The 24,873-nt window shown below is 42.8% G+C and carries 21 protein-coding genes and 16 tRNA genes; 12 read left to right on the forward strand and 25 right to left on the reverse strand.

Annotation, left to right across the window (positions count from 1 at the left end; all coding sequences use genetic code 11):
- The first annotated feature begins 9 nt into the window (after positions 1-9).
- The 3 genes from flgL (at position 10) to I1A42_RS02450 (ending at position 4,393) form a co-directional block, all read left to right on the forward strand.
- On the forward strand, positions 10-1,215 hold the full coding sequence (flgL, locus tag I1A42_RS02440) for a flagellar hook-associated protein FlgL (protein ID WP_196122569.1): 1,206 nt from the start codon (positions 10-12) through the stop codon (positions 1,213-1,215).
- 380 nt (positions 1,216-1,595) lie between these two features.
- Positions 1,596-2,735 (forward strand): flagellin, encoded by a 1,140-nt coding sequence (locus I1A42_RS02445; protein WP_161152921.1) that lies wholly within the window; start codon positions 1,596-1,598, stop codon positions 2,733-2,735.
- A gap of 521 nt (positions 2,736-3,256) precedes the next feature.
- Positions 3,257-4,393 (forward strand): flagellin, encoded by a 1,137-nt coding sequence (locus I1A42_RS02450; RefSeq protein WP_161152920.1) that lies wholly within the window; start codon positions 3,257-3,259, stop codon positions 4,391-4,393.
- A 108-nt stretch (positions 4,394-4,501) separates the two neighbouring features.
- On the opposite strand, the gene I1A42_RS02455 is transcribed toward I1A42_RS02450, so the two are convergent.
- From I1A42_RS02455 to lolB, 21 genes are all read right to left on the reverse strand, one after another.
- Positions 4,502-4,586, reverse strand: a tRNA-Leu gene (locus I1A42_RS02455).
- 56 nt (positions 4,587-4,642) lie between these two features.
- A tRNA-Gln gene (locus tag I1A42_RS02460) sits at positions 4,643-4,716 on the reverse strand.
- Between the two features lie 127 nt (positions 4,717-4,843).
- Positions 4,844-4,920, reverse strand: a tRNA-Met gene (locus tag I1A42_RS02465).
- 11 nt (positions 4,921-4,931) lie between these two features.
- A tRNA-Leu gene (locus I1A42_RS02470) sits at positions 4,932-5,016 on the reverse strand.
- 55 nt (positions 5,017-5,071) lie between these two features.
- A tRNA-Gln gene (locus I1A42_RS02475) sits at positions 5,072-5,146 on the reverse strand.
- Positions 5,147-5,174: 28 nt separating this feature from the next.
- A tRNA-Leu gene (locus tag I1A42_RS02480) sits at positions 5,175-5,259 on the reverse strand.
- Between the two features lie 55 nt (positions 5,260-5,314).
- Positions 5,315-5,389: transfer RNA gene (locus I1A42_RS02485), tRNA-Gln, on the reverse strand.
- Positions 5,390-5,417: 28 nt separating this feature from the next.
- A tRNA-Leu gene (locus tag I1A42_RS02490) sits at positions 5,418-5,502 on the reverse strand.
- A gap of 55 nt (positions 5,503-5,557) precedes the next feature.
- Positions 5,558-5,632 (reverse strand) — tRNA-Gln (locus I1A42_RS02495).
- Between the two features lie 28 nt (positions 5,633-5,660).
- Positions 5,661-5,745 (reverse strand) — tRNA-Leu (locus I1A42_RS02500).
- 55 nt (positions 5,746-5,800) lie between these two features.
- Positions 5,801-5,875: transfer RNA gene (locus tag I1A42_RS02505), tRNA-Gln, on the reverse strand.
- Between the two features lie 28 nt (positions 5,876-5,903).
- Positions 5,904-5,988 (reverse strand) — tRNA-Leu (locus tag I1A42_RS02510).
- 49 nt (positions 5,989-6,037) lie between these two features.
- Positions 6,038-6,114 (reverse strand) — tRNA-Met (locus I1A42_RS02515).
- Positions 6,115-6,192: 78 nt separating this feature from the next.
- Positions 6,193-6,267: transfer RNA gene (locus I1A42_RS02520), tRNA-Gln, on the reverse strand.
- A 28-nt stretch (positions 6,268-6,295) separates the two neighbouring features.
- Positions 6,296-6,380, reverse strand: a tRNA-Leu gene (locus tag I1A42_RS02525).
- A 49-nt stretch (positions 6,381-6,429) separates the two neighbouring features.
- Positions 6,430-6,506 (reverse strand) — tRNA-Met (locus tag I1A42_RS02530).
- 273 nt (positions 6,507-6,779) lie between these two features.
- Entirely contained in the window at positions 6,780-7,871 is a 1,092-nt protein-coding gene (gene ychF / locus I1A42_RS02535; RefSeq protein ID WP_161152919.1) for a redox-regulated ATPase YchF, read from the reverse strand.
- Between the two features lie 10 nt (positions 7,872-7,881).
- Complete coding sequence (pth, locus tag I1A42_RS02540; RefSeq protein ID WP_161152918.1) at positions 7,882-8,472, reverse strand: aminoacyl-tRNA hydrolase; 591 nt, start codon at positions 8,470-8,472, stop codon at positions 7,882-7,884.
- A 137-nt stretch (positions 8,473-8,609) separates the two neighbouring features.
- A complete protein-coding gene (locus tag I1A42_RS02545) occupies positions 8,610-9,557 on the reverse strand; it encodes a ribose-phosphate pyrophosphokinase (protein ID WP_161152917.1) in 948 nt (315 codons plus the stop codon).
- 29 nt (positions 9,558-9,586) lie between these two features.
- Complete coding sequence (gene ispE / locus I1A42_RS02550) at positions 9,587-10,474, reverse strand: 4-(cytidine 5'-diphospho)-2-C-methyl-D-erythritol kinase (protein WP_196122570.1); 888 nt, start codon at positions 10,472-10,474, stop codon at positions 9,587-9,589.
- Entirely contained in the window at positions 10,456-11,073 is a 618-nt protein-coding gene (lolB, locus tag I1A42_RS02555) for a lipoprotein insertase outer membrane protein LolB (RefSeq protein WP_161152915.1), read from the reverse strand. Before lolB ends, ispE begins: the two co-directional genes overlap by 19 nt.
- Positions 11,074-11,421: 348 nt before the next feature.
- Here lolB and hemA point away from each other — a divergent pair, with 348 nt between their 5' ends.
- The 8 genes from hemA to ybaK all read left to right on the forward strand — a co-directional run bounded on the left by hemA (position 11,422) and on the right by ybaK (position 19,226).
- Positions 11,422-12,690, forward strand: coding sequence for a glutamyl-tRNA reductase (gene hemA / locus I1A42_RS02560; protein WP_161153338.1), 1,269 nt, complete (start codon positions 11,422-11,424; stop codon positions 12,688-12,690).
- Positions 12,691-12,711: 21 nt separating this feature from the next.
- Complete coding sequence (gene prfA / locus I1A42_RS02565; RefSeq protein WP_161153339.1) at positions 12,712-13,800, forward strand: peptide chain release factor 1; 1,089 nt, start codon at positions 12,712-12,714, stop codon at positions 13,798-13,800.
- A 3-nt stretch (positions 13,801-13,803) separates the two neighbouring features.
- Entirely contained in the window at positions 13,804-14,652 is an 849-nt protein-coding gene (prmC, locus tag I1A42_RS02570; RefSeq protein ID WP_196122571.1) for a peptide chain release factor N(5)-glutamine methyltransferase, read from the forward strand.
- Positions 14,653-14,663: 11 nt separating this feature from the next.
- A complete protein-coding gene (locus tag I1A42_RS02575) occupies positions 14,664-15,047 on the forward strand; it encodes a SirB2 family protein (protein ID WP_161153341.1) in 384 nt (127 codons plus the stop codon).
- Positions 15,048-15,063: 16 nt separating this feature from the next.
- On the forward strand, positions 15,064-15,873 hold the full coding sequence (locus tag I1A42_RS02580; RefSeq protein ID WP_161153342.1) for a SirB1 family protein: 810 nt from the start codon (positions 15,064-15,066) through the stop codon (positions 15,871-15,873).
- A 20-nt stretch (positions 15,874-15,893) separates the two neighbouring features.
- Positions 15,894-16,745, forward strand: a complete 852-nt coding sequence (gene kdsA / locus I1A42_RS02585; protein ID WP_161153343.1) for a 3-deoxy-8-phosphooctulonate synthase — start codon at positions 15,894-15,896, stop codon at positions 16,743-16,745.
- Positions 16,746-16,971: 226 nt separating this feature from the next.
- Positions 16,972-18,636: a bifunctional UDP-sugar hydrolase/5'-nucleotidase UshA gene (gene ushA, locus I1A42_RS02590; RefSeq protein WP_196123764.1), complete on the forward strand. Its 1,665-nt coding sequence runs from the start codon at positions 16,972-16,974 to the stop codon at positions 18,634-18,636.
- Between the two features lie 113 nt (positions 18,637-18,749).
- The gene (gene ybaK / locus I1A42_RS02595; protein WP_196122572.1) at positions 18,750-19,226 is read left to right on the forward strand and encodes a Cys-tRNA(Pro) deacylase; all 477 of its coding nucleotides are present in this window, start codon (positions 18,750-18,752) and stop codon (positions 19,224-19,226) included.
- Positions 19,227-19,277: 51 nt separating this feature from the next.
- Here ybaK and I1A42_RS02600 read toward each other — a convergent pair whose 3' ends face one another.
- Positions 19,278-20,516, reverse strand: a complete 1,239-nt coding sequence (locus tag I1A42_RS02600; protein ID WP_161153345.1) for a uracil-xanthine permease family protein — start codon at positions 20,514-20,516, stop codon at positions 19,278-19,280.
- Positions 20,517-20,731: 215 nt separating this feature from the next.
- Here I1A42_RS02600 and I1A42_RS02605 point away from each other — a divergent pair, with 215 nt between their 5' ends.
- Positions 20,732-21,967 carry a DUF2066 domain-containing protein gene (locus I1A42_RS02605; protein WP_161153346.1) on the forward strand — a complete coding sequence of 412 codons (1,236 nt, stop codon included), beginning with the start codon at positions 20,732-20,734 and terminating at the stop codon, positions 21,965-21,967.
- A gap of 124 nt (positions 21,968-22,091) precedes the next feature.
- On the opposite strand, the gene wrbA is transcribed toward I1A42_RS02605, so the two are convergent.
- From wrbA to bepA, 3 genes are read right to left on the reverse strand one after another with little or no spacing between them, the layout of a single operon-like run.
- Positions 22,092-22,679: an NAD(P)H:quinone oxidoreductase gene (gene wrbA, locus I1A42_RS02610; RefSeq protein ID WP_161153347.1), complete on the reverse strand. Its 588-nt coding sequence runs from the start codon at positions 22,677-22,679 to the stop codon at positions 22,092-22,094.
- Positions 22,676-23,026: an arsenate reductase (glutaredoxin) gene (gene arsC, locus I1A42_RS02615; RefSeq protein WP_196122573.1), complete on the reverse strand. Its 351-nt coding sequence runs from the start codon at positions 23,024-23,026 to the stop codon at positions 22,676-22,678. Before arsC ends, wrbA begins: the two co-directional genes overlap by 4 nt.
- An 18-nt stretch (positions 23,027-23,044) precedes the next feature.
- Complete coding sequence (bepA, locus tag I1A42_RS02620; protein WP_196122574.1) at positions 23,045-24,511, reverse strand: beta-barrel assembly-enhancing protease; 1,467 nt, start codon at positions 24,509-24,511, stop codon at positions 23,045-23,047.
- Positions 24,512-24,873 lie beyond the last annotated feature (362 nt).

Below are 24,873 nucleotides of genomic sequence, written 5' to 3' on the forward strand. Positions count from 1 at the left end.
GGAGAGTAAATGATCAACCGTATCTCTAGCTTCCACAACTATCAGACTGTGCAAAATGATTTACGTCGTCAGGAAACAAAAGTTCACCATAACCAAGCGCAATTAGCGTCAGGTAAAAAATTGTTATCAGCGGCAGATAATCCATTGGCGACTCATTACATTCAAAATGTATCTCAACAAGAAGAGCAGATTCGTCAGTATCTCGATGCTATTACATTGGTCCGAAATCGACTAGAGCACCAAGAAGTGTTGATGTCTAATGCGGAAGATTTTGCTGATGATGCGACACGTAATGTGATGGAAATGATTAACGGTTCATTATCACCACAAGATCGCGAAGCACATGCCCGAGAACTTGAAGAGATGGGAAGTAACTTTCTCAATTTGGCTAATTCACAGGATGAATCCGGTAACTATATTTTTGCTGGCACCAAGCCTAAAAATCAGCCATTTTTTCGGGATAACGAAGGCAATGTTTCTTATTCCGGTGATGATTACCAGCGCAAAATGCGTATTTCAAATAGTCAAGAAATGCCATTTAACAGTCCTGGTAGCAAGTTATTCATGGAAATTGATAATCCATTTGGTGATTACGAACCTGATTATAAGTTGAATAAGGGCTCAGAGTTACTGCTTGAGCGCGCAACCAATACTGATACTAACGACGACTCAACCTATAAAGTGACCTTTAATAAATTACCAACAGGTAAATTTGGTTATCAGTTATCACAAAACGGCAGCGTTGTTCAGGCGAGTGAATTTGATCCTAAAGAAGGGATTAAATATCAAAGCGGCAATAATGTACTCACAATTCACGTGAAAGGGCAAATTACCGCCGGTGACGAATTGGATTTAACACCGCGTAAAACGTACAGCATTTTCGATAGTTTTAAAGATGCCGTCGAATATTCAAAAGCTTCGGTTTCAGATGCTTCTGCCACCGCCAAACTTCAACAAGCGACGGAAGAACTGCATCATGCGTTTATTCATTTGAATAAAGCACGAACTGATATCGGTGCGCGACTTGATACGTTAGATATTCAAGAAGAACAACATCAGGATTTCAAGCTGAGTTTAGCTAAGTCTAAAAGCGAATTTGAAGATCTTGATTATTCGGATGCCGTTATTGAATTCAATGAAAATACGCGAGCTTTAGAAGCGTCACAGAAAGCATTTGGTAAAACGAAAGATTTAACTTTATTTAATTATATCTAACCTTCAATGCCTTACGTGCAATGCCGTATGAGCGAAGGGAGTTTGGTTAAATATTGGCCTGAAAGTTGCTCTATCTACTAGGTAGGCAAAAAGCGGCAACTGAGCGGCAACGCCCTCTGTAGCTGGTGGCAATCTAAATGCTTATGCAATAGATTGTATTGATCGTTATATATGTAACCAATTGAATAAGCTGAATAATTTAATTTTTTAATTCCCAGCTTATAAGTTGGCACAGTAATTGAATTAAACAATTTATAGGGTGAATACCCGATTAAACTGGCATTGAGCTGGTTTAACCCAGTGATTACCGGTCATGCTTCCAAACAGAGTAAAGCTGACCGCTTCGCAAAGGGCTTGCGAACTCGACAGGAGAGCAAACTATGACCATTAACGTAAATACTAACGTCTCGGCAATGACGGCTCAGCGTTACCTAAACAAAGCTTCAAACGAACTTAATACGTCAATGGAGCGTTTGTCATCAGGTAACCGTATTAACAGTGCAAAAGATGATGCAGCGGGTCTACAAATATCAAACCGTTTGAGCGCGCAGTCTCGTGGTTTGGAAGTAGCAATGCGTAACGCCAATGACGGAATTTCAATTGCCCAAACAGCTGAAGGGGCAATGAATGAATCGACTAACATTTTACAGCGTATGCGTGATTTGGCTTTGCAATCCGCTAACGGTACCAACTCGGCATCTGAACGTAAGGCGTTGAATGAAGAATCGACAGCTTTGCAAGATGAGTTGAATCGAATTGCTGAAACGACATCATTTGGTGGTCGTAAGTTACTGAACGGTACTTTTGGTGAGTCTGCATTCCAAATCGGTTCGAGCTCAGGTGAAGCGATCATCGTTGGTTTAACCAGTGTTCGTGCTGATGATTATCGTATGGGTGGCGAAACTTTTAAAGCGTTAAACGGTAAAACAAAAGATTGGGGGGTTCCTCCACAAGGACGCGATCTTAAGTTTGAATACACTGATGGCGCAGGTAAACCTGTAACAATCGATATTATGGCAAAACCAGGTGATGATATTGAGGAACTTGCTACCTATATCAATGGTCAAACAGATGACTTGAAAGCCTCTGTCGACCAAGATGGTAAGTTACAATTATTTATGCCTCAGTACGGCATGCAAGGTAACCTAAATATATCGGGTGGTTTAGCTTCTGAATTAGGCCTTAATGGCGGCCCCGGTCAAAAAACTACAGTTAATGATATTGATATTACTACAGTTGGTGGTTCACAAAACGCGGTTGGTGTGCTCGATGCTGCGTTAAAATACGTGGATGCGCAGCGTGCAGACCTTGGTGCAAAACAAAACCGCTTGGGTCATAGCATCAGTAACTTATCTAACATTCAAGAAAACGTGGAAGCATCAAAAAGTCGTATTAAAGATACCGACTTTGCGAAAGAAACCACTGAACTTACCAAAGCACAAATTCTGCAACAGGCTGGGACATCTATCCTTGCCCAAGCGAAACAGTTGCCAAATGCTGCAATGAAATTATTGCAGTAATCTTGGAGGCTTCATCAATGAGCTCAGACGTGAGTGTGTGATGAGGCTTCTTTGGCAACGTATGATTATTGAAATGTAAAAAGCTCTCTCAATCAAACCTGCTTTTTATTTGATGTAGTCATGCGAATGGTCAGCCATGTGTTCATTTCTCTTGATCTCCACATTGGCGATGGCTAAATACCAATAGCCCCGGTTCTCTCAAAGGAAAGGGGCTTTTCTTTTTCTCCATTCTGACTTCTCTCCATCTTGTTATTTATTTACTGAGTCTTTTATTAAGATAAAACCATTCGTCAGATCTATAGAAAACTTTAGCGATTTCTTGGTGTTTCTTTGTGTTTCGTGTGAGTGAGCACAACTTGGTGAATCTTCCTACGATTTGGTTCTTTTTTATCCGCTTTATCTAAAGTAGCCGATAAATAGGCCGCTATTAGAGATAACTTTGAGAGAACTACTGGTTTTCCGAGACGTCGGAAACCGCTCGGGAGTTCCGCTAAGTCGGAAAATCACTAGGAGGCACCACAATGGCGGTAAATGTTAATACGAACGTGTCAGCAATGACGGCACAGCGTTACTTGAATAGCGCGAGCGCAGCTCAGCAAAATTCAATGGAACGGTTATCTTCAGGGTTTCGCATTAATAGCGCTAAGGATGATGCAGCTGGGCTGCAAATTTCGAATCGCTTAAATGTTCAGAGTCGTGGTTTAGACGTCGCTGTACGAAATGCGAATGATGGTATCTCTATTGCGCAGACAGCTGAAGGCGCAATGAAAGAGACAACCAATATTCTACAACGCATACGTGATCTATCTTTACAATCGTCTAACGGCTCAAACTCTAAGTCTGATCGTCAAGCGATTCAGGAAGAAGTGACGGCTTTGAATGACGAACTTAACCGTGTGGCGGAAACCACCTCATTTGGTGGAAATAAGCTACTCAATGGTACATTTGGTAGTAAGGCATTTCAAATCGGCGCAATGAGTGGCGAGGCGGTAAATCTTAACCTTAACAGTATGCGCAGTGACACAAGCTTGATGGGTGGCAGTGCGTATGTTGCTCAAAATAGTAAGGGCAAAGATTGGAGCGTTAAAGAGGGCGCGAATGATCTAACGATTACTCTCAAAGATAAAATGAGTGGCCAAGATCAAACGATCAATATTAAAGCAAAAAAAGGCGATGATATTGAAGAGTTAGCAACCTATATAAATGGTCAAACCAATCTAATATCAGCATCCGTTGATCAAGATGGTAAGCTGCAAATGTTTACCGACAGTAGCAAAGTGTCTGGCCCATTAACATTCGGTGGCAGTTTAGCTGGTGAGCTTAATATGGGAGCTGGCAAAGCAGAAACGGTTAATGATATTGATGTGACGACGGTCGGAGGCGCTCAGCAAGCTGTTGCTGTAGTCGACTCAGCATTGAAATATGTTGATAGTAACCGGGCGGAATTGGGTGCATTCCAAAACCGATTTGGACATGCAATTAGCAACTTAGATAACATTAACGAAAATGTGAATGCATCTAAGAGTCGTATTAAAGATACGGATTTTGCCAAAGAAACAACGGCATTAACGAAGTCACAAATACTGGGGCAAGCATCAAGCTCAGTATTGGCTCAAGCAAAACAGGCGCCTCAAGCGGCACTTGCGTTACTTGGTTAAAAGATATTTCCCCTTTCAAAGACCAAAATCCAGCTTCGGCTGGATTTTTTTGTCTAGGTATAACCACCAGATAAAACAAAACCCAGCCGAAGCTGGGTTTTGTTAATATGGTGCGGAAGGGGAGACTTGAACTCCCACACCTTGCGGCGCCAGAACCTAAATCTGGTGCGTCTACCAATTTCGCCACTTCCGCAACTTATTCTGTAGATAACTCGACTCGGATAGACTATATCGAATCATCGTTGTGTATGGCAGGTCTACCAGGATTCGAACCTGGGATGACGGGATCAGAACCCGTAGCCTTACCGCTTGGCGATAGACCTGCGGTAAACTCACTTGAAGCACTGGTGCGGAGATAAGAATTAGGCTCTTAAGCTCGTTGAAAGCGGCACGCTATATAGTGTCAGTCAATTCTCTAACCGAGAGGTTGGATCAAGTGAAAATTATAAATGGTGGCTACGACGGGATTCGAACCTGTGACCCCATCATTATGAGTGATGTGCTCTAACCAACTGAGCTACGTAGCCACTCTAAATAGTGGTGCGGAAGGGGAGACTTGAACTCCCACACCTTGCGGCGCCAGAACCTAAATCTGGTGCGTCTACCAATTTCGCCACTTCCGCAACTTGTTCTGTAGATAATTTGACTTGGATAGACAATCAAATCATCGTTGTAATATGGCAGGTCTACCTGGATTCGAACCAGGGAATGGCGGCATCAAAAGCCGCTGCCTTACCACTTGGCGATAGACCTACGGTGATAGCTAATGCTATCTAAATAATGGTGCGGAAGGGGAGACTTGAACTCCCACACCTTGCGGCGCCAGAACCTAAATCTGGTGCGTCTACCAATTTCGCCACTTCCGCAACTTGTTCTGTAGATAATTTGACTTGGATAGACAATCAAATCATCGTTGTAATATGGCAGGTCTACCTGGATTCGAACCAGGGAATGGCGGCATCAAAAGCCGCTGCCTTACCACTTGGCGATAGACCTACGGTGATAGCTAATGCTATCTAAATAATGGTGCGGAAGGGGAGACTTGAACTCCCACACCTTGCGGCGCCAGAACCTAAATCTGGTGCGTCTACCAATTTCGCCACTTCCGCAACTTGTTCTGTAGATAACCTGACTTGGATAGACAATCAAATCATCGTTGTAATATGGCAGGTCTACCTGGATTCGAACCAGGGAATGGCGGCATCAAAAGCCGCTGCCTTACCACTTGGCGATAGACCTACGGTGATAGCTAATGCTATCTAAATAATGGTGCGGAAGGGGAGACTTGAACTCCCACACCTTGCGGCGCCAGAACCTAAATCTGGTGCGTCTACCAATTTCGCCACTTCCGCAACTTGTTCTGTAGATAATTTGACTTGGATAGACAATCAAATCATCGTTGTAATATGGCAGGTCTACCTGGATTCGAACCAGGGGATGGCGGCATCAAAAGCCGCTGCCTTACCACTTGGCGATAGACCTACGGTGATAGCTAATGCTATCTAAATAGTGGTGCGGAAGGGGAGACTTGAACTCCCACACCTTGCGGCGCCAGAACCTAAATCTGGTGCGTCTACCAATTTCGCCACTTCCGCACATTAAATTGTAATTTCCTAAAAACTCTAGCAAAAAGTGCTTAGGAAATGGTGGCTACGACGGGATTCGAACCTGTGACCCCATCATTATGAGTGATGTGCTCTAACCAACTGAGCTACGTAGCCGTTTTTCGAGCGAGACAATATAATACAATCTCACTCTGAGTTCCAATACTTTTTTAAGTATTGATACTTACTGAAATATGGCAGGTCTACCTGGATTCGAACCAGGGGATGGCGGCATCAAAAGCCGCTGCCTTACCACTTGGCGATAGACCTAAGGTGATAGCTAATGCTATCTAAATAGTGGTGCGGAAGGGGAGACTTGAACTCCCACACCTTGCGGCGCCAGAACCTAAATCTGGTGCGTCTACCAATTTCGCCACTTCCGCACATTAAATTGTAATTTCCTAAAAACTCTAGCAAAAAGTGCTTAGGAAATGGTGGCTACGACGGGATTCGAACCTGTGACCCCATCATTATGAGTGATGTGCTCTAACCAACTGAGCTACGTAGCCATTTTTGTCTCTTTCAAGAAGTTGCCTTCTTGTTGAGAACGGAGCGCATTATGCGGATATGACCGTGTACCGTCAACAGTTTTTTTGAATAAATTCCCGAAAAGTGACTGTTCGGTTTTTTTTTAGACGAAGAGGCGCGTTTATGATCAAAAACTGCTAGCAAAACAACATTTTTATTCATATTGAGCCGAGTCAATTTTGCAGCTTTCTTTTGCCAAAAGAAAAAGCCAACCGCAGGCGGTTGGCTTTTTGAACAGTAAACAGAATTAATGCTTAGACATTGAAGCGGAAGTGAACTACATCACCGTCTTTAACGATGTAGTCTTTACCTTCAAGACGCCATTTACCTGCTTCTTTTGCGCCGTTTTCACCGCGGTATTGAATAAAGTCGTCATAACCGACAACTTCAGCACGGATAAAACCACGTTCGAAGTCAGTGTGAATCTTACCTGCTGCTTGAGGTGCTGTTGCTCCTACAGGAATTGTCCATGCGCGAACTTCTTTAACACCAGCAGTGAAGTAGGTTTGAAGATCTAACAATTCGTAGCCAGAACGAATAACGCGATTTAAACCTGGCTCCTCAATGCCAAGATCGGCTAGGAATTCGTCACGTTCTTCATCTTCGAGCTCTGCCATTTCAGATTCAATTGCAGCACAAACAGGCACTACAACTGCATTTTCTTTCTCAGCATGTTCACGAACAGCGTCAAGATAGGGGTTTTCTTCAAAGCCATCTTCGTTAACGTTTGCAATGTACATGGTTGGCTTAAGGGTTAAGAAGTTTAGATAACCTACAGCGGTTAACTCTTCTTTACTTAATTCAACCGAGCGAGCAGAACCGCCTTCAGTGAATACTGGAAGCAGTTTTTCTAGGACTGAAATTTCAAACTTCGCCTCTTTATCACCGCCTTTCGCACGTTTTGCTTGGCGTTGCATTGCTCGCTCACAACTGTCTAAGTCAGCAAGTGCTAGCTCTAAGTTGATGACTTCAATATCTTCAAGTGGCGATACTTTACCGGCTACGTGAACGATGTTTTCGTTTTCAAAACAACGAACAACATGACCGATAGCGTCAGTTTCGCGGATGTTCGCTAGGAATTTGTTACCTAAACCTTCACCTTTAGAAGCGCCGGCAACGAGTCCTGCGATATCCACAAATTCCATGGTTGTCGGTAAAATACGCTCTGGGTTAACGATTTCTGCGAGTGCATCTAAACGCAAATCCGGAACAGGAACGACACCTGTATTTGGTTCGATGGTACAAAACGGGAAGTTAGCCGCTTCAATACCTGCTTTAGTAAGCGCATTAAAAAGAGTCGATTTACCAACATTTGGTAAACCCACAATGCCACATTTAAAACCCATGACTATAACCTTATTCAGCTTTGAACGTGTGTAAGCGGTTTTGTGCTTTCGTTAGACCATCTTTAAGCAAAATGTCGAGACAACGAACGGATTCATCGACCACGGCGTCTAAACACTCCTGCTCTTTAGCGGGAGCTTTGCCTAACACATAGCCTGCTACTTTATCTTTGTGTCCGGGATGACCAATGCCAATCCGCAGACGGTAAAATTCTTTGTTGTTACCTAATTTAGAGATGGTGTCTTTTAGACCATTATGGCCACCATGACCTCCTCCCTTTTTGAACTTAGCCACACCTGGAGGAAGATCAAGTTCATCATGTGCGATCATGATTTCTTCCGGTGCAATCTGGTAAAACTTCGCCATAGCAGAGACCGCTTTACCAGATAAGTTCATAAATGTTGTGGGGATCAGTAAACGAAGATCTGAGCCATTAACCGTAATACGCGCTGTAAGACCATAGAACTTAGGTTCATTTTTTAATGGCGTATTGGTGATACGTGCCAATTCTTCAATTACCCACGCACCAGCATTGTGGCGTGTTCTGGTGTATTCAGGCCCCGGATTACCTAATCCGACTAATAATTTTATTGGTTGACTCAAGGTTATTATCCCTTCGTAAACAGAAAAGCGCCGTATGATAGCACAGATTTACTGATTGGCGCGAGATAGGGCGAATAGCGGGTAAATAAAAAGCGCCTTACCAAACCGATAAGGCGCTTTATTATTCAACTGGACGTTTATTGATTAAACATCGCTGAAATAGATTCTTCGTTACTGATGCGACGAATAGCTTCTGCAAGCATAGTTGAAAGGGTCAATTGACATACTTTGCCAGTTGCCGCCATTTCTTTGCTCAATGTGATTGAATCGGTCACGATGACTTGATCCAACACTGAACTTTTGATGTTTTTCGCTGCATTACCGGAGAAAACAGCGTGAGTTGCGTAAGCAAATACACGTTTTGCGCCGCGGTTTTTCAATGCTTCAGCTGCTTTACAAAGAGTACCACCTGTATCGATCATGTCATCAACGATGATGCAGTCACGACCTTCAACGTCACCGATAAGGTTCATTACTTCAGAAACGTTTGCACGAGGGCGACGTTTATCAACGATAGCAATGTCGATATCACCCATAGCTTTCGCAGTTGCACGAGCGCGAACAACACCGCCAAGGTCAGGAGAAACAACGACTGGATCTTCTAAATCACGTTCGATCATGTCTTCTAGAAGTACTGGTGTGCCGAAAATGTTATCAACAGGAACGTCGAAGAAACCTTGGATTTGTTCAGCATGAAGGTCGATGGTAAGAACGCGGTCAACACCCACGTTAGATAGGAAATCAGCAACAACTTTAGCTGTGATTGGCACACGAGCAGAACGTACGCGGCGATCTTGGCGAGCATAACCAAAATAAGGGATTACAGCAGTAATACGGCCTGCTGAAGCGCGGCGCATTGCATCAATCATCACCACCAGTTCCATTAGGTTGTCGTTGGTTGGTGCACAAGTTGATTGAATAATAAATACATCACTACCACGAACGTTCTCGTTGATTTGTACTGCAACTTCACCGTCAGAGAAACGGGAAACTGTAGCATCACCAAGAGAAATGTAGAGACGATCAGCAATACGTTGGGCTAGTTCAGGTGTGGCGTTACCAGCAAATAGCTTCATATCAGGCACGGTGGAAACCTCAGGGTTGCGTCCAGTTTTTAAATAGAAAGGGTCTGTGCTGCACTATAGGCAGCAAGTGTCTCTTTTAGCGGGGATATATTGCGCCCTTGGGCGACAAACGCTGAGACATTATCAACAAGTTTGGCAAGGACAGCGGTTGCTTCTTGCTCACTGGAAAACTCAGCAAAAATGCAAGATCCCGTCCCGGTCAATCTTGACGGCGCGTATTGTAGCAGCCAAGAAAGTTTCTTATCAACCTCTGGGTACAGTAATCGGACAATTTTTTCGCAATCGTTTTCGTATGGTGACTCTAGAAGGGTTGATAATCCTCGCTTAGGCGTATTTCTTGTGAGATCCGGATGAGTGAAAATATCTTTGGTCGAAATGGCAACATTAGGGCGAATCACCAAGTACCATTTTTCTTCTGGTTCAACTTGGGATAATTTTTCACCGACCCCTTCGGCAAAGGCAGCGAATCCTTTCACAAAAACGGGAACATCAGCGCCAAGTGCCAGTCCAATTTCTGCCAGTTGATCGTCGCTTAAATTGGTTTGCCAGATAAGATTTAATGCAACCAATGCTGTTGCCGCATTGGATGAGCCTCCGCCAATGCCGCCACCCATGGGCAATACTTTGTTCAGTTGTATGTCTGCGCCCAATGCTGTGTTTGTCTGTGTTTGCAGGGCGGTGGCTGCCTGCCAAATGAGGTTTGATTCTAAAGGTAACCCTGCAATCTCAGGAGTAATCGTTATCTCTCCAGATTGATTGGGAGTAATGGCAAGCTCATCGCCATAATCTAAAAACTGAAATAACGTTTGCAGTTCATGATACCCATTGTCTCTTTGCCCATTGATGTATAAAAACAGATTTAGTTTGGCGGGCGAAGGCCAGTGAGTTGTGGTGCTTATCATTGTGGCAGAGTCCATTTGGTAATAACGATGTGTAATTTAGTTTGGTTTTGCACCAATTTTAGCTTAGTTGGAAGAGGTAGCGTCTCTTTCCCCTTTGGATATTCGCCGTAATCAGTGTAAGTAACTAACCAACGTTGTCCCCCGATGGTTTTGACTAATGATGCCAGAGTATTGTTGGTGTTGAGAATATAATCATCCGCGTTACTTGGTAGGCCTACAATCCAATCTTGGAGTGATTTTAATGGCAGAACTAACCCAGTTAAACGAGTAATGAGTACCTCAGGATTTGGGTCTGTAAATACTTGGTCATCATACGTTTCTACTTTTGCACCGTGACTGTCTACCGTAAGGTGCAGCACAGTTTGGCCAAGAAAGTTGGTTAAACGCAAGTCTGTTTTATCGGGTGATTTTATCCATTGAAAATTCATGGATTGGCGCTTCTGCGGTGAAATATAGCCTAATTTACCGGACAGACGGTATTGATCGAGTTGTTCTAATTTAGTTTGATGTGCCTGCCAGTTTACCTGCGTTACTGGCGTTTGTACTGTGGTACAGCCGGCAAGTGTCATGAGTAGAGCGAATATTAAATAAAGTCTTTTACTAGCCAAAGTCATTATGGAAATCTCATCCTTTATAGAGGAAGTTTTTCTATTTTATAACCGTATATAAGTATATATAGATAGGTTAATAGGGTCTAAAATATGAGTGCTCGCTAATATTTAGTTGCCATCACAAGCCTGGGGCGCAACATATGCAGCGTGTCGAATCCTAAAAAACTCATGGCAGATAAGCAACCGTAGAATTATAAATGTGGAACACGACTCCAGCCTATTTTGGGTATAAACTATAACATTGATGTCAGAAAGCGGTGAAAAACAAATTGGAAACAGGCTTTCAATCACGTTAGGCATCAAGTAAAATTCTGCTCCTGATCAATTTTCTTACCAGAGAATCCTCTATCGATGTCTTTACTTGCTATTGGTATTAACCACAATACAGCGTCGGTTGAATTGCGAGAAAAAGTTGCCTTCGGTCCAGAGAAACTGAAAGATGCACTTAAGCAACTATCGACCAACTCATCAGTGAATGGTGGGGTCATTTTATCGACCTGTAACCGCACTGAAGTTTATTGTGACGTTAAAAACACCAGTAAAAACAAAATCATTGAATGGCTATCTCAGTTCCATGATGTGAAATTGGAAGACATTAAACCCAGCTTATATTTGCATGAAGAGCAAGCGGCTATTCGCCATTTGATGCGTGTTTCATGTGGTTTAGATTCGCTAGTTCTAGGCGAGCCACAAATTTTGGGTCAGGTAAAGCAGGCGTATGCGGACTCCCGTGAGCAGCGCGCCGTTGATCCTGCATTAGAAAAATTATTTCAAAAAGCGTTTTCGGTGGCTAAGCGCGTACGGACTGAAACGGAAATCGGCGGTCACGCGGTATCTGTCGCTTATGCAGCTTGCACTCTAGCTAAACATATTTTTGAATCGCTTGAAGATGCGACTGTGTTACTTGTTGGTGCTGGTGAAACGATTGAATTGGTAGCAAAACATCTAGCAAGCCATAATTGCAAACGTATCATCGTTGCTAATCGTACTAAAGAACGGGCGCTGGGATTGGCTGAAGAATTCGGTGGTGAAGTGATTACATTGAATGAAATTCCTGACTATTTACCGGCGGCCGATATTGTGATCAGTTCAACGGCTAGCCCATTACCTATTATTGGTAAAGGTATGGTTGAGACCGCGTTAAAAGCTCGTCGACATCAACCTATGTTGCTGGTTGATATTGCAGTACCACGCGATATTGAATCTCAGGTTGGTGAATTGAGTGATGTGTATCTCTATTCCGTCGATGATTTACAATCGATTGTTGATAGCAACATGGAGCAGCGAAAAGTAGAAGCCATTCAAGCTGAAGCGATTGTTAGCGAAGAAAGCGCCTCATTTATGACTTGGCTGCGTTCTCTACAAGCCGTTGATAGTATTCGCGAATATCGTCAAAATGCTAACGATATCCGCGAAGAACTATTGACCAAAAGTCTACAAGCTTTAGAAACCGGTGCTGATCCGGAAAAACTGTTAATCGAACTCAGTAATAAATTGACCAATAAGTTGATTCATGCACCAACCAGAGCTTTGCAGAGTGCGGCTGAGCAAGGCGAGCCAGCGAAATTAGCAGTGATCAGAGAGAGTCTAGGTTTAGACGATCCAAAAATTATAAGTTAACCCGAGTTTAAAGAAGAAACTATGAAAGCGTCGATTTTAGTAAAGCTTGAAACCCTTGTGGAACGTTACGAAGAAGTTCAACAGCTTCTGGGCGATCCAGATGTCATTGGGGATCAAGATAAGTTCCGTGCTCTATCTAAGGAGTACTCGCAACTCGAGGAAATCACTAAGTGTTTCCAAGCGTATCAACAGGCTCAAGAAGATCTTGTTGCTGCGCAAGACATGGCGAAGGAAGATGACGCTGAAATGCGTGAAATGGCGGAAGAAGAAATTCAAGCAGCCGAAGAGTCAATCGAAAACTTGACTGCTGAACTAGAGATTCTATTGTTGCCAAAAGATCCAAACGATGAGCGCAACTGTTTCTTAGAAATTCGTGCTGGTGCTGGCGGTGATGAAGCAGGTATTTTTGCCGGTGACTTGTTCCGCATGTATAGCCGTTTTGCAGAGAAGAAAGGTTGGAAAATTGAAGTCATGTCATCGAATGAAGCTGAACATGGCGGTTACAAAGAGATGATCGCGAAAGTCGTGGGTGACGGTGCTTACGGGGTTCTAAAATTTGAATCGGGTGGCCATCGCGTGCAACGTGTCCCAGAAACTGAATCACAAGGTCGAGTTCATACTTCAGCGTGTACCGTTGCGGTTATGCCTGAAATTCCCGAGGCAGAAATTCCAGAAATCCGCTCCGTGGATTTACGAATTGACACATTCCGTTCATCGGGGGCTGGTGGTCAGCACGTTAATACCACCGATTCTGCCATTCGTATTACCCACTTGCCGACCGGTTTAGTCGTTGAGTGTCAGGATGAACGTTCACAACATAAGAACAAAGCGAAAGCAATGTCAGTATTGGCTGCTCGTATTGCTCAAGCTGAAGAAGCAAAGCGTGCTGCTGAGATTTCAGATACTCGCCGTAACTTATTGGGTTCTGGTGATCGTAGTGACCGTATTCGCACTTATAACTATCCTCAAGGACGTGTTTCAGACCACCGTATCAACTTAACTATTTATCGTTTAAGCGAAGTTATGGAAGGGGATATGCAAGGTCTAATTGAACCTGTCATTCAAGAGCACCAAGCTGACCAATTAGCCGCGTTAGCTGAACAAAACTAATTCATGTCAAATACGATCGATGCCGCCTTAAAGGCGGCAACTTCTCAACTTGCTGCCAGCGGCAGTACTTCACCTGCCATTGACGCTGCGGTACTTCTTTGCCACGCTCTACAAAAACCGCGTTCTTATCTTTTTACTTGGCCAGATAAAACACTAGATAGTGCTCAGCAACAAAGTTTTGACACTTTGTTGGAACGAAGAGTGACTGGAGAGCCTGTTGCTTACATCATCGGAGAGCGTGAGTTTTGGTCGTTACCATTGAAAGTGTCACCATCAACTCTGATTCCTCGTCCTGATACTGAACGCTTGGTTGAACTAGCCTTAGATAAAGCGGCTGATTGTGCTGGTGATATCTTAGATTTAGGTACAGGAACAGGGGCAATAGCGTTAGCTTTAGCGTCAGAATTGCCGCAACGCCGCTTAGTTGGGGTTGATTTACGTGGTGAAGCTCAAGCACTTGCTACTGAAAATAGTAAGCGCCTAAACCTATCCAATGTCACTTTTCTGCAAGGAAGTTGGTTTGAACCTATCACTGATGGTACAAAGTTTGCTTTGATAGTATCAAATCCACCTTATATTGAAGAAAGTGACCCACATTTGACGCAAGGTGATGTTCGTTTTGAGCCAATCAGTGCATTAGTGGCGAAAGATAACGGGTTAGCAGACATCAAAACTATCAGCGATAAAGCTCGTGATTATCTGCAAAATGGAGGATGGTTGCTGTTCGAACATGGTTATGATCAAGGCAATGCCGTTAGAACCATTCTTGAGCAGTTCGGTTATAGTCGCGTCGTTACTGAAAAAGATTACGCGGGGCAAGATCGCGTGACACTGGGACAATATCAATTATAACGGGAAGAGCAATGTACGTTTCTCTAAAATATTTACACTTAATCGCCATCGCTGTCAGCGTCTTTCTACTTACGCTTCGCTATATTTTGATGATGATGGATTCTGATAAATTACAGCACAAATTTTTAAAAGTATTCCCCCATATTGTGGATACCGTTCTATTACTAAGCGGTGTTGGACTGATTTTTGTCACTGGTTTTATTCCTTTTACTCCAGCTGCTCCTTGGATGCTGGATAAACTGACATGCGTAGTCGTTTATATTGTTTTAGGTGTTTTTGCCCTAAAAATTGGGCGTAATAAAATGCTACGGACTTTCGCATTTCTTGGTGCATTAGGTTGGTTAGCAATGGCAGGAAAAATTGCTGTTACCAAACTACCAATGTTTTTTAGCTAATAAACAGAGTATGTAAATGTTAAATTTATCCGATGATGACTTTGACAATATGGAGTTAGTTGACGGTGCTCTTGCACTCAATAATGCAATTAACTCTGACACGCGAGTGGAATGGGCCGAAACGGAAATGGCACGTCTTTTGGATGAAGCAAAGCTCGCATTAGCCAATGAAAACAACGAACAACAACGCTTTGATGCATTCATTCACCTCTTCTATCAAGAATGGAAGTTTAGGGGGGATCGTGATGCGTATTTTGATTCGAGTAATGCGTTTATTGATAAAGTATTGGAACGTCGTAAAGGTGTTCCGGTTAGTTTAGGTGCGTTACTGTTGTATTTTGGTACTAAGCTTGGCTTTCCTCTTAAAGGCATTAATTTCCCCACCCAGTTTTTAGTGCGTGTTAGTTGGCCAGAGCAAGCGCCTCAATACATTAATCCATTTTCTGGTGAGTATGTCTCACAACATACGTTGCAGGCTTGGTTAATTGGTCTTAAAGGACCGCTGAGTAAATTAAAACCAGAACACCTTAAAGAGGCTGATCATCCAACGATTATTGGTCGTTGGTTGGCATTACTTAAAAGTGCATTATTGCGTGAAGAGCGTTACACGTTAGCATTACGTTGCACTGATTTAGCTTTGACCTTTGTCCCTGATGATCCCTATGAAATTCGTGATCGTGGATTCATCTATCAGCAGTTAGACTGTAATCAAGTTGCGATTTCCGACTATCAATATTTTATTGAGCATTGTCCGGATGATCCCGCTGCAGAATTATTGAAAACTCAAGTGAATGCATTGAGTCACTCAGATGTCACTTTGCACTAAACACCAAAAGAGAGAAAAAGATGGAACAGAAAATTGTTCATGTTGGCGATATTCCAGTAGCGAATGATAAACCATTTACCCTATTTGCTGGAATGAATGTGCTTGAATCACGTGATCTTGCTATGCAGATTTGTGAGCACTATGTGAAAGTAACCGAGAAGCTTGGAATTCCTTACGTGTTCAAAGCTTCGTTCGATAAAGCAAACCGCAGCTCTGTTCATTCTTATCGTGGTCCTGGCTTGGAAGAAGGGTTAAAAATTTTCCAAGAAATCAAAGATACTTTTGGCGTTAAAATCATTACCGATGTTCACAACGAAGCCCAAGCTCAACCTGTAGCCGACGTTGTTGATGTCATTCAATTACCCGCATTCCTTGCTCGTCAGACTGATTTGGTGGAAGCAATGGCAAAAACTGGTGCGGTGATTAACGTGAAAAAACCGCAGTTTATGAGCCCAGGTCAAGTGGGTAACATTGTTGAAAAATTCGCTGAATGTGGCAACGATAAAGTGATCCTATGTGAACGTGGTGCTTGCCATGGTTACGATAACCTTGTGGTTGATATGCTTGGTTTTGGTGTGATGAAAAATGCCTCTAAAGGTAGCCCAATTATTTTCGATGTCACTCACTCGCTGCAAATGCGCGATCCATCAGGTGCCGCTTCGGGTGGTCGTCGTCAACAGACTGTTGAATTGGCTAAAGCTGGTTTAGCAACAGGTATTGCCGGTTTATTTATTGAAGCGCATCCAAACCCAGATCAAGCACGTTGTGATGGTCCATCTGCTTTACCTTTAGATAAATTGGAACCATTCCTAGCTCAGATGAAAGCACTTGATGATCTCATCAAAAGCTTTAGTGAAATCGATATTAAATAATTGATTATGCTAAATAAGTAAAAGACCATGGCTGATAAGTCATGGTCTTTTTGTTTCTGAAGGAACTGAAACTTGGATTTATACCACCCATAAAATTTAGTGATGATTTTTAGTGCCTCAAACACCTCTCTGTATGTCACAATAAACCAATCAATAGAGATTAGACGCCAAAAAGTCATTCAACTCTATTGAAGCAGCAGTGGTATAAATATTTCAAGGGATAATGATGAACAGTTCTTTATTTAAAAAAGCAGCCGTTAGTGCTGCAGTGATTGCATTACTGTCCGGTTGTGCTCAACAGTCAGCTCACACGTTATCGGCGGATAAAACCTATAAACTCACCATCTTACATACCAACGATAACCATGGACACTTCTGGCAAAATGCCAAAGGCGAATATGGTATGGCGGCACGTAAGACAATCATAGATCGTGTGCGTAAAGAGGTTAAAGCAGAAGGTGGTAGCGTATTATTGCTATCTACAGGTGATGTGAATACGGGGGTTCCAGAATCCGATTTGTTGGATGCAGAACCTGATATTAAAGGTATGAATTTAATGGGTTACGATGCAATGGCGATCGGTAACCATGAATTTGATAATCCTCTTTCCGTGTTAGCAAAACAGCAGGGTTGGGCGCATTTCCCAATGTTGTCAGCGAATATTTACAATAAAACGACCGGCAAACGCGTATTTAAACCCTACATTATTATGCATAAACAAGGGATTAAAATTGCGGTAATTGGTTTAACCACAGAAGACACGGTTAAAGTCGGTAACCCTGATTATGTAAAAAACCTCGATTTTCGTGACCCTAAAGTTGAAACTAAAAAATTGGTGGCTGAACTTAAGGAAACGGAACATCCTGATATGATTATCGCGGTTGCTCATATGGGGCATTACGATGATGCTCACTATGGTATCAATGCACCAGGCGATGTTTCTCTTGCTCGTTACTTACCTAAACAAGATATCGATTTGATTGTTGGTGGTCATACGCATGATGCAGTATGTATGCAGGACAAATCGCATATCAAGGTGAATTACCAACCTGGTGATATGTGTAAGCCCGATTTAGAAAATGGTATCGAAATTGTTCAAGCATTTGAATGGGGTAAATATGTTGGCCGTGCTGATTATGAGTTTCATAATGGGCAAGTCAATTTAGTTAGTTATCATTTGATACCGGTTAACTTGAAGAAAAAGGTTCAGGTTAATGGCGAATCGAAAAGCGTGTATGCAACCCAAGAAATACCGCAAGATCCTGCTATGTTGAAACTGCTTCAGCCATATCAAGATAAAGGGCAGGTTAAACTTGGACAAAAAGTTGCCACGGTAACAGGTAAACTGGAAGGCGATCGTAAAGTGGTCCGTTTCCATCAAACTAACCTTGGTCGTTTGATTGCTACTGCTCATATGGAGCGTACGAAAGCTGATTTTGCGATTATGAACTCTGGTGGTGTGCGTAGTTCAATTACACCGGGAGATGTGACATATAAAAGTGTTCTGATGGTTCAGCCATTTAGCAATACCATTACTTACATTGATATGTCAGGTTCAGATGTTAAAAAATATTTAGATAATGTGGCAACAAAACCTGTTGATTCAGGCGCCTACCCACAGTTTGCTGGTATCTCTATGGTAGTGGGAAAACGCAGTGTATCTCAAGTGAAGATTCATGGAAAACCGCTTGATCCAAGTAAAACCTACCGATTTAGCGTACCAAGCTATAATGCCGCTGGTGGTGATGGCTATCCTAAAATCACTGATCATAAAGGGTTCGTAGATACAGGTTTTGTTGATGCTGAAGTGTTAAAAGCTTATTTACATAGCCATAGCCCAGTTGATGCAAGCCAATATATTCCACATGGTGAAATTATTTATAAGCTGTAACTAATTGACTTAAAAGGTCATTTAAACTATTAAAAGGCAGAGTTATACTGAATAGATTCAGTAATCTGCCTTTTTTATTGTTAAAGGTAAAAATAGTCTAGTTAGGAATAGGTATGACGCCTGCAATCAATTTAGCCAAAAAGAAGAAAATTGTTCACACCGTACATCAATACGAACACGATCCGAATGCAGAAAGCTATGGTGAAGAGGCGGCAGAACTATTAGGAGAAGACCCAAAAACGGTGTTTAAGACGTTACTATTTTGCCTTAATGGCGAAGAAAAGCATCTTGCTGTAGCGGTGATTCCTGTTGATCATCGATTGAACCTAAAGTTAGCAGCAAAAGCTGCCAAAGCAAAAAAAGCGGAAATGGCTAACCCGACTATCGCTGAAAAAACGACGGGGTATGTGGTTGGTGGTATTAGTCCATTAGGACAGAAAAAATCGTTACCGACTTTTATTCATGAGAGTGCGAAGGCGTTAGATACCATGTGTGTCAGTGCGGGGAAAAGGGGCCTAGAAATCGAATTAGCGCCAGCGGATTTAGCTAAATTGACGCGTGGTGAATTCGTTAATTTGTGCTTAGATTAAAATAGATAGAAGGCCTTCATTTGAAGGCTTTCTATCTTTACCAACGAGTCGTTAGTCGTCAATTTCGGCTTTATCGACGACGTGAGTTTCACCTAAATCTTTCGGTAAGATTAGGTTTAGCAAAATAGCGACGATGCCACAGAGACTAACGCCTTGCAGGCTGAAACCGCCAATATCAAATGCCATTCCACCAATACCAAATACAAGAGTGACTGCGACAATCACCAGGTTGCGAGATTTATGTAGATCGACATTGTGTTTGATCAGTGAATTTAAACCAACTGTTGCGATTGAACCGAAGAGTAGACACATAATCCCACCCATGACTGGCATTGGGATGGTTTGTAATAGAGCGCCTAATTTTCCGACTAGAGCGAGAATGATCGATGTAATGGCTGCCCAAGTCATTATTACAGGGTTAAACGCTCGGGTGAGCGTGACAGCTCCAGTCACTTCACTGTAGGTAGTATTAGGTGGAGCACCAAGGCATGTGGCGACCATTGTGGCAACCCCGTCACCGGTAATGGTGCGATGCAGTCCTGGTTTTTTCAGATAGTCTTTACCTGTGACGTTTGAAATAGCGATGATATCACCCACATGTTCTACCGCTGGAGCAATAGCAACAGGAATCATGAACAGTATCGCATTGAGATTGAATTCCGGGTAGGTGAAGTTGGGTAATGCAAACCATGCAGCTTTGGTTACTGGTGAAAAATCGACGATACCAAAGTAAAGAGAAACAGCGTATCCCACTAAAATGCCGCCACAAATTGGAATGAGTTTAAAGAATCCTTTAGCAAATACACTCACAATAATGGTAGTTAACAACGAGGCTAGTGATACCCAAAGTGCAATATGTCCATCGATGATTTGGGTTCCATCTCCCGACCGTCCTAGCGCCATATTTACCGCTGAAGGGGCAAGCCCTAAGCCGATCACCATGATTACAGGCCCAACGACGACGGGCGGTAACAAGCGATGAATAAATCCTACTCCTTTTACTTTGATAAATGCGCCTAAAATGACATAGACAAGGCCTGCGACGGCCAAACCACCCATGGTGGCAGCAATGCCAAATGTTTTTGTACCGTAAAGGATTGGAGCGATAAAGGCGAAAGAGGAAGCGAGGAAAATGGGAACGGATCGGCGAGTAATTAATTGGAAAAGGAGGGTGCCGACACCTGCACCGAAAAGAGCGACGTTAGGATCTAACCCCGTGAGTAGCGGCACTAGAACCAGTGCCCCAAATGCAACAAACAGCATTTGAGCGCCTAGAATGGCATTTTTCATCGTAAATTCCCTGATAAAGAACAAAATTCTCAAGATCTTATCATTTCTGTAATCGATTGCCAGATTCAATATTAGGAAAATCATCTTTTCTCTGTTCATTAATGGAATTTGTCAATTAGCCAGTAAATTTTAACGTTATCCTGATGCCCATCGCTTGCTAGGTCCGTGATAGTTGCTTATCATCAAACTTCACTTATAGGAAACCTACAAAACTTATGCGCTATTTAGCTTTGTTGTTAGCGGGACTCGTATCATTGCCTGCTGCAGCCCTTACCAAGGTGAATCTGTATCAAACAGAAGTGGTGTTAGACCAACAAAACGATGAATCAGATGATCAAGCTCGTATTCAAGGTATGGAGCAAGTCATTGTTCGTGCTACTGGAGATAAATCATCACTTGATAATGATGTCGTTAAGAAAGCGTTGCAACATAATAGCCGCTATCTTACTCAAATTAGTAGCAATGATGATAATGGTCAGGAAACTATGACGCTTGGTTTTAGTGAGCCGCACATCCGTTCGCTATTAACTCAAGCTCAGTTACCGTTCTGGCCTGCATACCGTTCAAATGTATTAGTATGGCTGGTGGAAGATAAGAACTATGACCGTACAATTGCTTGGGAACATTCTGATTCAGAACCTCTTAAAACATTGGTGCAAGATGCAAAAGCGCGCGGTTTGCCCTTGACTGTTCCTGTCGGGGACTTTGACGATATTACCGGAATAGAAACCTCGGATTTATGGGGGGATTTTACTGGGCCTATTGCTCAAGCTAGTTCGCGTTATCCAACCGACGCCGTGTTAGTTATTCGTGTTCAAGACGACGCCATTAACTGGACCCTTTATGACCAAAGTGGTCAGCAGATGATGGATGATGCGAAAGAGCCTATTACTGGTCAGGCTTCTGGCGAACAGCCCATTGATCAAGTTGTGAATGATGTTAGCCAATATTTTGCTAAGAAAAATGCGGTGTTGATTTCAAGTCAATCATCGGAGTCTGTGGTTGCCGATTTTTCGGCAATAAAAAATGCTGATGAATTTTTTACGTTAGAGAAAAGTTTAAAATCTCTGAGTTCTGTTGCGGCTTTAGATATCGTCAGAATCCAAGGTGATGATGTGCAATATCGGGTACATCTATTGGCTACACCGGAAAACTTTGAGCAAGAAGTGTTACGGACCAAGTTAGTGGATAAAGTTGATACTCAAACTGTGTCAAGCGGGGAGACCGTACCTGATTTTGGTTACGTGATTGGTTCTGGTATTAATGCCCCTCAAGGTACGGACACCGATAATACTGCCGTTGTGGCTAATAATGCTCAAGCAACCCCCGACGCAACTAATGCGAGTAACAATACAGAGATTACAAGTAGTAGTGAAACAGAGCAGGGCGCTACAGCAGATGATGAGTTGGCTAAGGTGCCAAGTACGCTCTACTTCAAATGGAAAGAGTAGTACTAGAATATAAGCACAATAAAAAAAGAGCCGTTGGCTCTTTTTTTATTGTCCCAAATTAAACCAAATGCTTAAACCATCATAGAGCAGCTATGATAGTACTTTATTTAGAATGGAATCGAGATTAGATAGTTTTTATCCCTTTTAGATGCTGAGCAATCGTTGCGATACGTTTCCCTAACTGCTGAGCAAGGGTTATCTCATCTTCTGTTAAAACGGGTTTCTTATTTCCCAGCGTTACATGACTTGCCCCATAGGGTGTTCCGCCCCGTTCTGTTGTATGAAGTTTTGGTTCTGAGTATGGAATGCCTAACACCATCATACCGTGGTGTAACAGGGGAAGCATCATTGAGTTTTGGGTGGTCTCTTGACCGCCATGTAATGTTGATGACGAAGTAAAAACACATGCAGGTTTATCAATGAGATCGCCGCTTATCCATAATGATGTCGTTTGATCCCAAAAGTGTTTTAATGATGCTGCCATATTGCCAAACCAGACCGGACTGCCCAAAGCAAGGCCATCGCACTCTTTGAGTTCGTTCAAATGAATGATCGGATCTTGATGTGGTCTGCAACCATTGGAAATATCTTCTACAGTGCGCAAGAGTGCTTCACAACCGGGGATGGATTCCACCCCCCGCGCGATATGCCTCGCTATTGATAAAGTACTACCATGACGACTGTAGTAGAGGACGACTATCTTAGTGGTCATAAAATCTCTAATACGCTTTCTGGTGGGCGACCGATGCGAGCCTTATCGTTAGCCACCACGATGGGACGTTCAATTAATTTGGGATGTTCGGCCATGGCGTTAAACAAATCTTCATCTGAAACGGATGAATCACCGAGATTGAGACTTTTATACAGTTCTTCCTTAGTCCGCATCATTTTACGCACTTCTGTATAACCTAACTGCTGATAGAGATGTTTCAACTGTGCTAAATCAGGTGGCGTCTCTAAATATTTAATGACTTCAGGTTTAATGTTATTTGCTTCTAATAAGACTAAAGTTTCACGACTTTTGGAACATCGAGGGTTATGATAGATAACGACTGACATAGTATCTTCCTATTGCTTCTATTTTTGCAGAGCCATAAAGCGTTCTCTTTGCACGATAAGCTGATCAATACGAGCATCATATCGAGCTTGCTCTAAGCTTCCTAGCTTAGCTATTTGGCTGGCTTGAGTATAGTACTGAATGGCTTTATTCCATTGTGCCTTCAGCGCGAGTAACTCAGCCCTAGCCGCTAAATCTTCTTCACTATGACCCAAACGACTGCTGGCCTCAGACAGTAAACTCCAGCCATTAGGGTCGTCAGGGTGGTCGTGAGTGTACCGATGTAACACTTGGATCGCGGGTTCATATTTTTCTTCTTTCAACAACACATTTGCATAGTTAATGAGTAATACTGAGTTATCCGGATTTTCATCAAGTGCTTTTTTAAGCATAGCTTGTGCTTTAGGTGCTTGTTTTAGTGCTAAATATAAATCTGACATTCCATCAAGATAGAAATCGTTGTCTGGATCGCTTTTTAGCAGTTTAGACAGAATTTTTTCAGACTGCTGTAACTTTTTATTGTCTAGATAAACAAGTGCTTTGCCGTATTCGAACGCTGACTCAACGGAAGGGGCCGTTTTTTGTTCTGTCCTATTAAACCAAGCTAATGCCGCTTGTTCACTCAATCCTGCATACCGAGCGATTGCCCTAGCTCGTGCCAAATTAAAACGTAATGAAGCTTTGGGATGAATTTGAGGATAACTTTGGGCGCGTTCGCGGCTATCTGTAATACGTGACTGCGGTAATGGGTGAGTCAATAGCATTTCAGGTGGTTTACTGGAATAACGCGACTCTGCTGCTAGACGGCTAAAGAAACGAGGCATTGCCATCACATCAAAACCGGATTTAGCCAAGACCTGCATGCCAAAACGGTCGGCTTCTTTTTCATAAGCTCGAGTATAGTTCAGTTTGCCTTGCAGGCTGCCAGCAGTGGTTGCCGTTATCGCCGCGATACCTGCCGTTGGTGCGGCAATAGCGAGCAATAATGAACCAGCCAAAGCTGCAATGGTCGCGGGCGTTTGTTTCGCTTGATCTTCCATGCTGCGGGCAAGATGGCGTTGAGTGACATGGGATATTTCATGGGCCATCACCGATGCTAATTCACTTTCAGATTGGGTATAAAGAAATAAACCGGAATGTAGCGCCACGTAGCCGCCAAAAAAAGCGAAAGCATTAATTTCTTGATCGTTAATCAAAAAGAAATGGAAAGGAGTTTTTACGTTTTGTGCATGAGAGACTAAGCGATGACCCAGAGTATCGACATATTCACTCATGACCGGATCATTAATGACTGGCTGAGTACCTCGAATAATACGCATATACGCATCACCGTATTGTAGCTCTTGGTCTATCGAAAGCGTTGCTCCTGCAACAGTACCTATGTCAGGCAACTCATTTCCTTCAGCGTAGCTCAGCATTGGGTTGAGCGAGCAAAATGCAGTTGCCGTGTATAAACTGAGCAAAGAACGGGTACGTTTGGCAAACATAATTATGGGTATAGCTCCTCATCGAACTCTATTTTTTGACACTATGCAACCGTAAAGGTTTCTTTGCTTTTTTACAAAGCACTTTCCTACGATATCGCTTAGGTGCTTTACGTTTAAAAAGATCGCTTAGACCTAACATATCATAATGATTAATCGTTACTTTTGCTTAAATTCTTTTTGAAATTCAGACATAACGTGACTCATATCATTGGTTTACTATACGTGGGGCTGTACTTTTAAATATCAATGAGGAGTCAATAAAGTTTCCTCAATCATCTTTGTCATATTCGCTCACGATTTAGTGCTTTACTCACTAATGATTTATTTCATAATCGGAAAGCCTCTGCCCGTCTAACTACTGG

Source organism: Vibrio nitrifigilis, from assembly GCF_015686695.1.
In the GTDB taxonomy this organism is placed as follows: Bacteria; Pseudomonadota; Gammaproteobacteria; order Enterobacterales; family Vibrionaceae; genus Vibrio; species Vibrio nitrifigilis.

What these genes read in the sequence shown, in the direction of transcription:
- arsC (WP_196122573.1), bottom strand. Translation starts at nt 23,026, where the DNA reads ATGTCAGTCGTTATCTATCATAACCCTCGATGTTCCAAAAGTCGTGAA.
- I1A42_RS02605 (WP_161153346.1), top strand. Translation starts at nt 20,732, where the DNA reads ATGCGCTATTTAGCTTTGTTGTTAGCGGGACTCGTATCATTGCCTGCT.
- ushA (WP_196123764.1), top strand. Translation starts at nt 16,972, where the DNA reads ATGAACAGTTCTTTATTTAAAAAAGCAGCCGTTAGTGCTGCAGTGATT.
- wrbA (WP_161153347.1), bottom strand. Translation starts at nt 22,679, where the DNA reads ATGACCACTAAGATAGTCGTCCTCTACTACAGTCGTCATGGTAGTACT.
- I1A42_RS02600 (WP_161153345.1), bottom strand. Translation starts at nt 20,516, where the DNA reads ATGAAAAATGCCATTCTAGGCGCTCAAATGCTGTTTGTTGCATTTGGG.
- bepA (WP_196122574.1), bottom strand. Translation starts at nt 24,511, where the DNA reads ATGTTTGCCAAACGTACCCGTTCTTTGCTCAGTTTATACACGGCAACT.
- ychF (WP_161152919.1), bottom strand. Translation starts at nt 7,871, where the DNA reads ATGGGTTTTAAATGTGGCATTGTGGGTTTACCAAATGTTGGTAAATCG.
- flgL (WP_196122569.1), top strand. Translation starts at nt 10, where the DNA reads ATGATCAACCGTATCTCTAGCTTCCACAACTATCAGACTGTGCAAAAT.
- lolB (WP_161152915.1), bottom strand. Translation starts at nt 11,073, where the DNA reads ATGACTTTGGCTAGTAAAAGACTTTATTTAATATTCGCTCTACTCATG.
- I1A42_RS02445 (WP_161152921.1), top strand. Translation starts at nt 1,596, where the DNA reads ATGACCATTAACGTAAATACTAACGTCTCGGCAATGACGGCTCAGCGT.
- I1A42_RS02575 (WP_161153341.1), top strand. Translation starts at nt 14,664, where the DNA reads ATGTACGTTTCTCTAAAATATTTACACTTAATCGCCATCGCTGTCAGC.
- prfA (WP_161153339.1), top strand. Translation starts at nt 12,712, where the DNA reads ATGAAAGCGTCGATTTTAGTAAAGCTTGAAACCCTTGTGGAACGTTAC.
- ybaK (WP_196122572.1), top strand. Translation starts at nt 18,750, where the DNA reads ATGACGCCTGCAATCAATTTAGCCAAAAAGAAGAAAATTGTTCACACC.
- I1A42_RS02580 (WP_161153342.1), top strand. Translation starts at nt 15,064, where the DNA reads ATGTTAAATTTATCCGATGATGACTTTGACAATATGGAGTTAGTTGAC.
- hemA (WP_161153338.1), top strand. Translation starts at nt 11,422, where the DNA reads ATGTCTTTACTTGCTATTGGTATTAACCACAATACAGCGTCGGTTGAA.
- kdsA (WP_161153343.1), top strand. Translation starts at nt 15,894, where the DNA reads ATGGAACAGAAAATTGTTCATGTTGGCGATATTCCAGTAGCGAATGAT.
- ispE (WP_196122570.1), bottom strand. Translation starts at nt 10,474, where the DNA reads ATGGACTCTGCCACAATGATAAGCACCACAACTCACTGGCCTTCGCCC.
- prmC (WP_196122571.1), top strand. Translation starts at nt 13,804, where the DNA reads ATGTCAAATACGATCGATGCCGCCTTAAAGGCGGCAACTTCTCAACTT.
- I1A42_RS02450 (WP_161152920.1), top strand. Translation starts at nt 3,257, where the DNA reads ATGGCGGTAAATGTTAATACGAACGTGTCAGCAATGACGGCACAGCGT.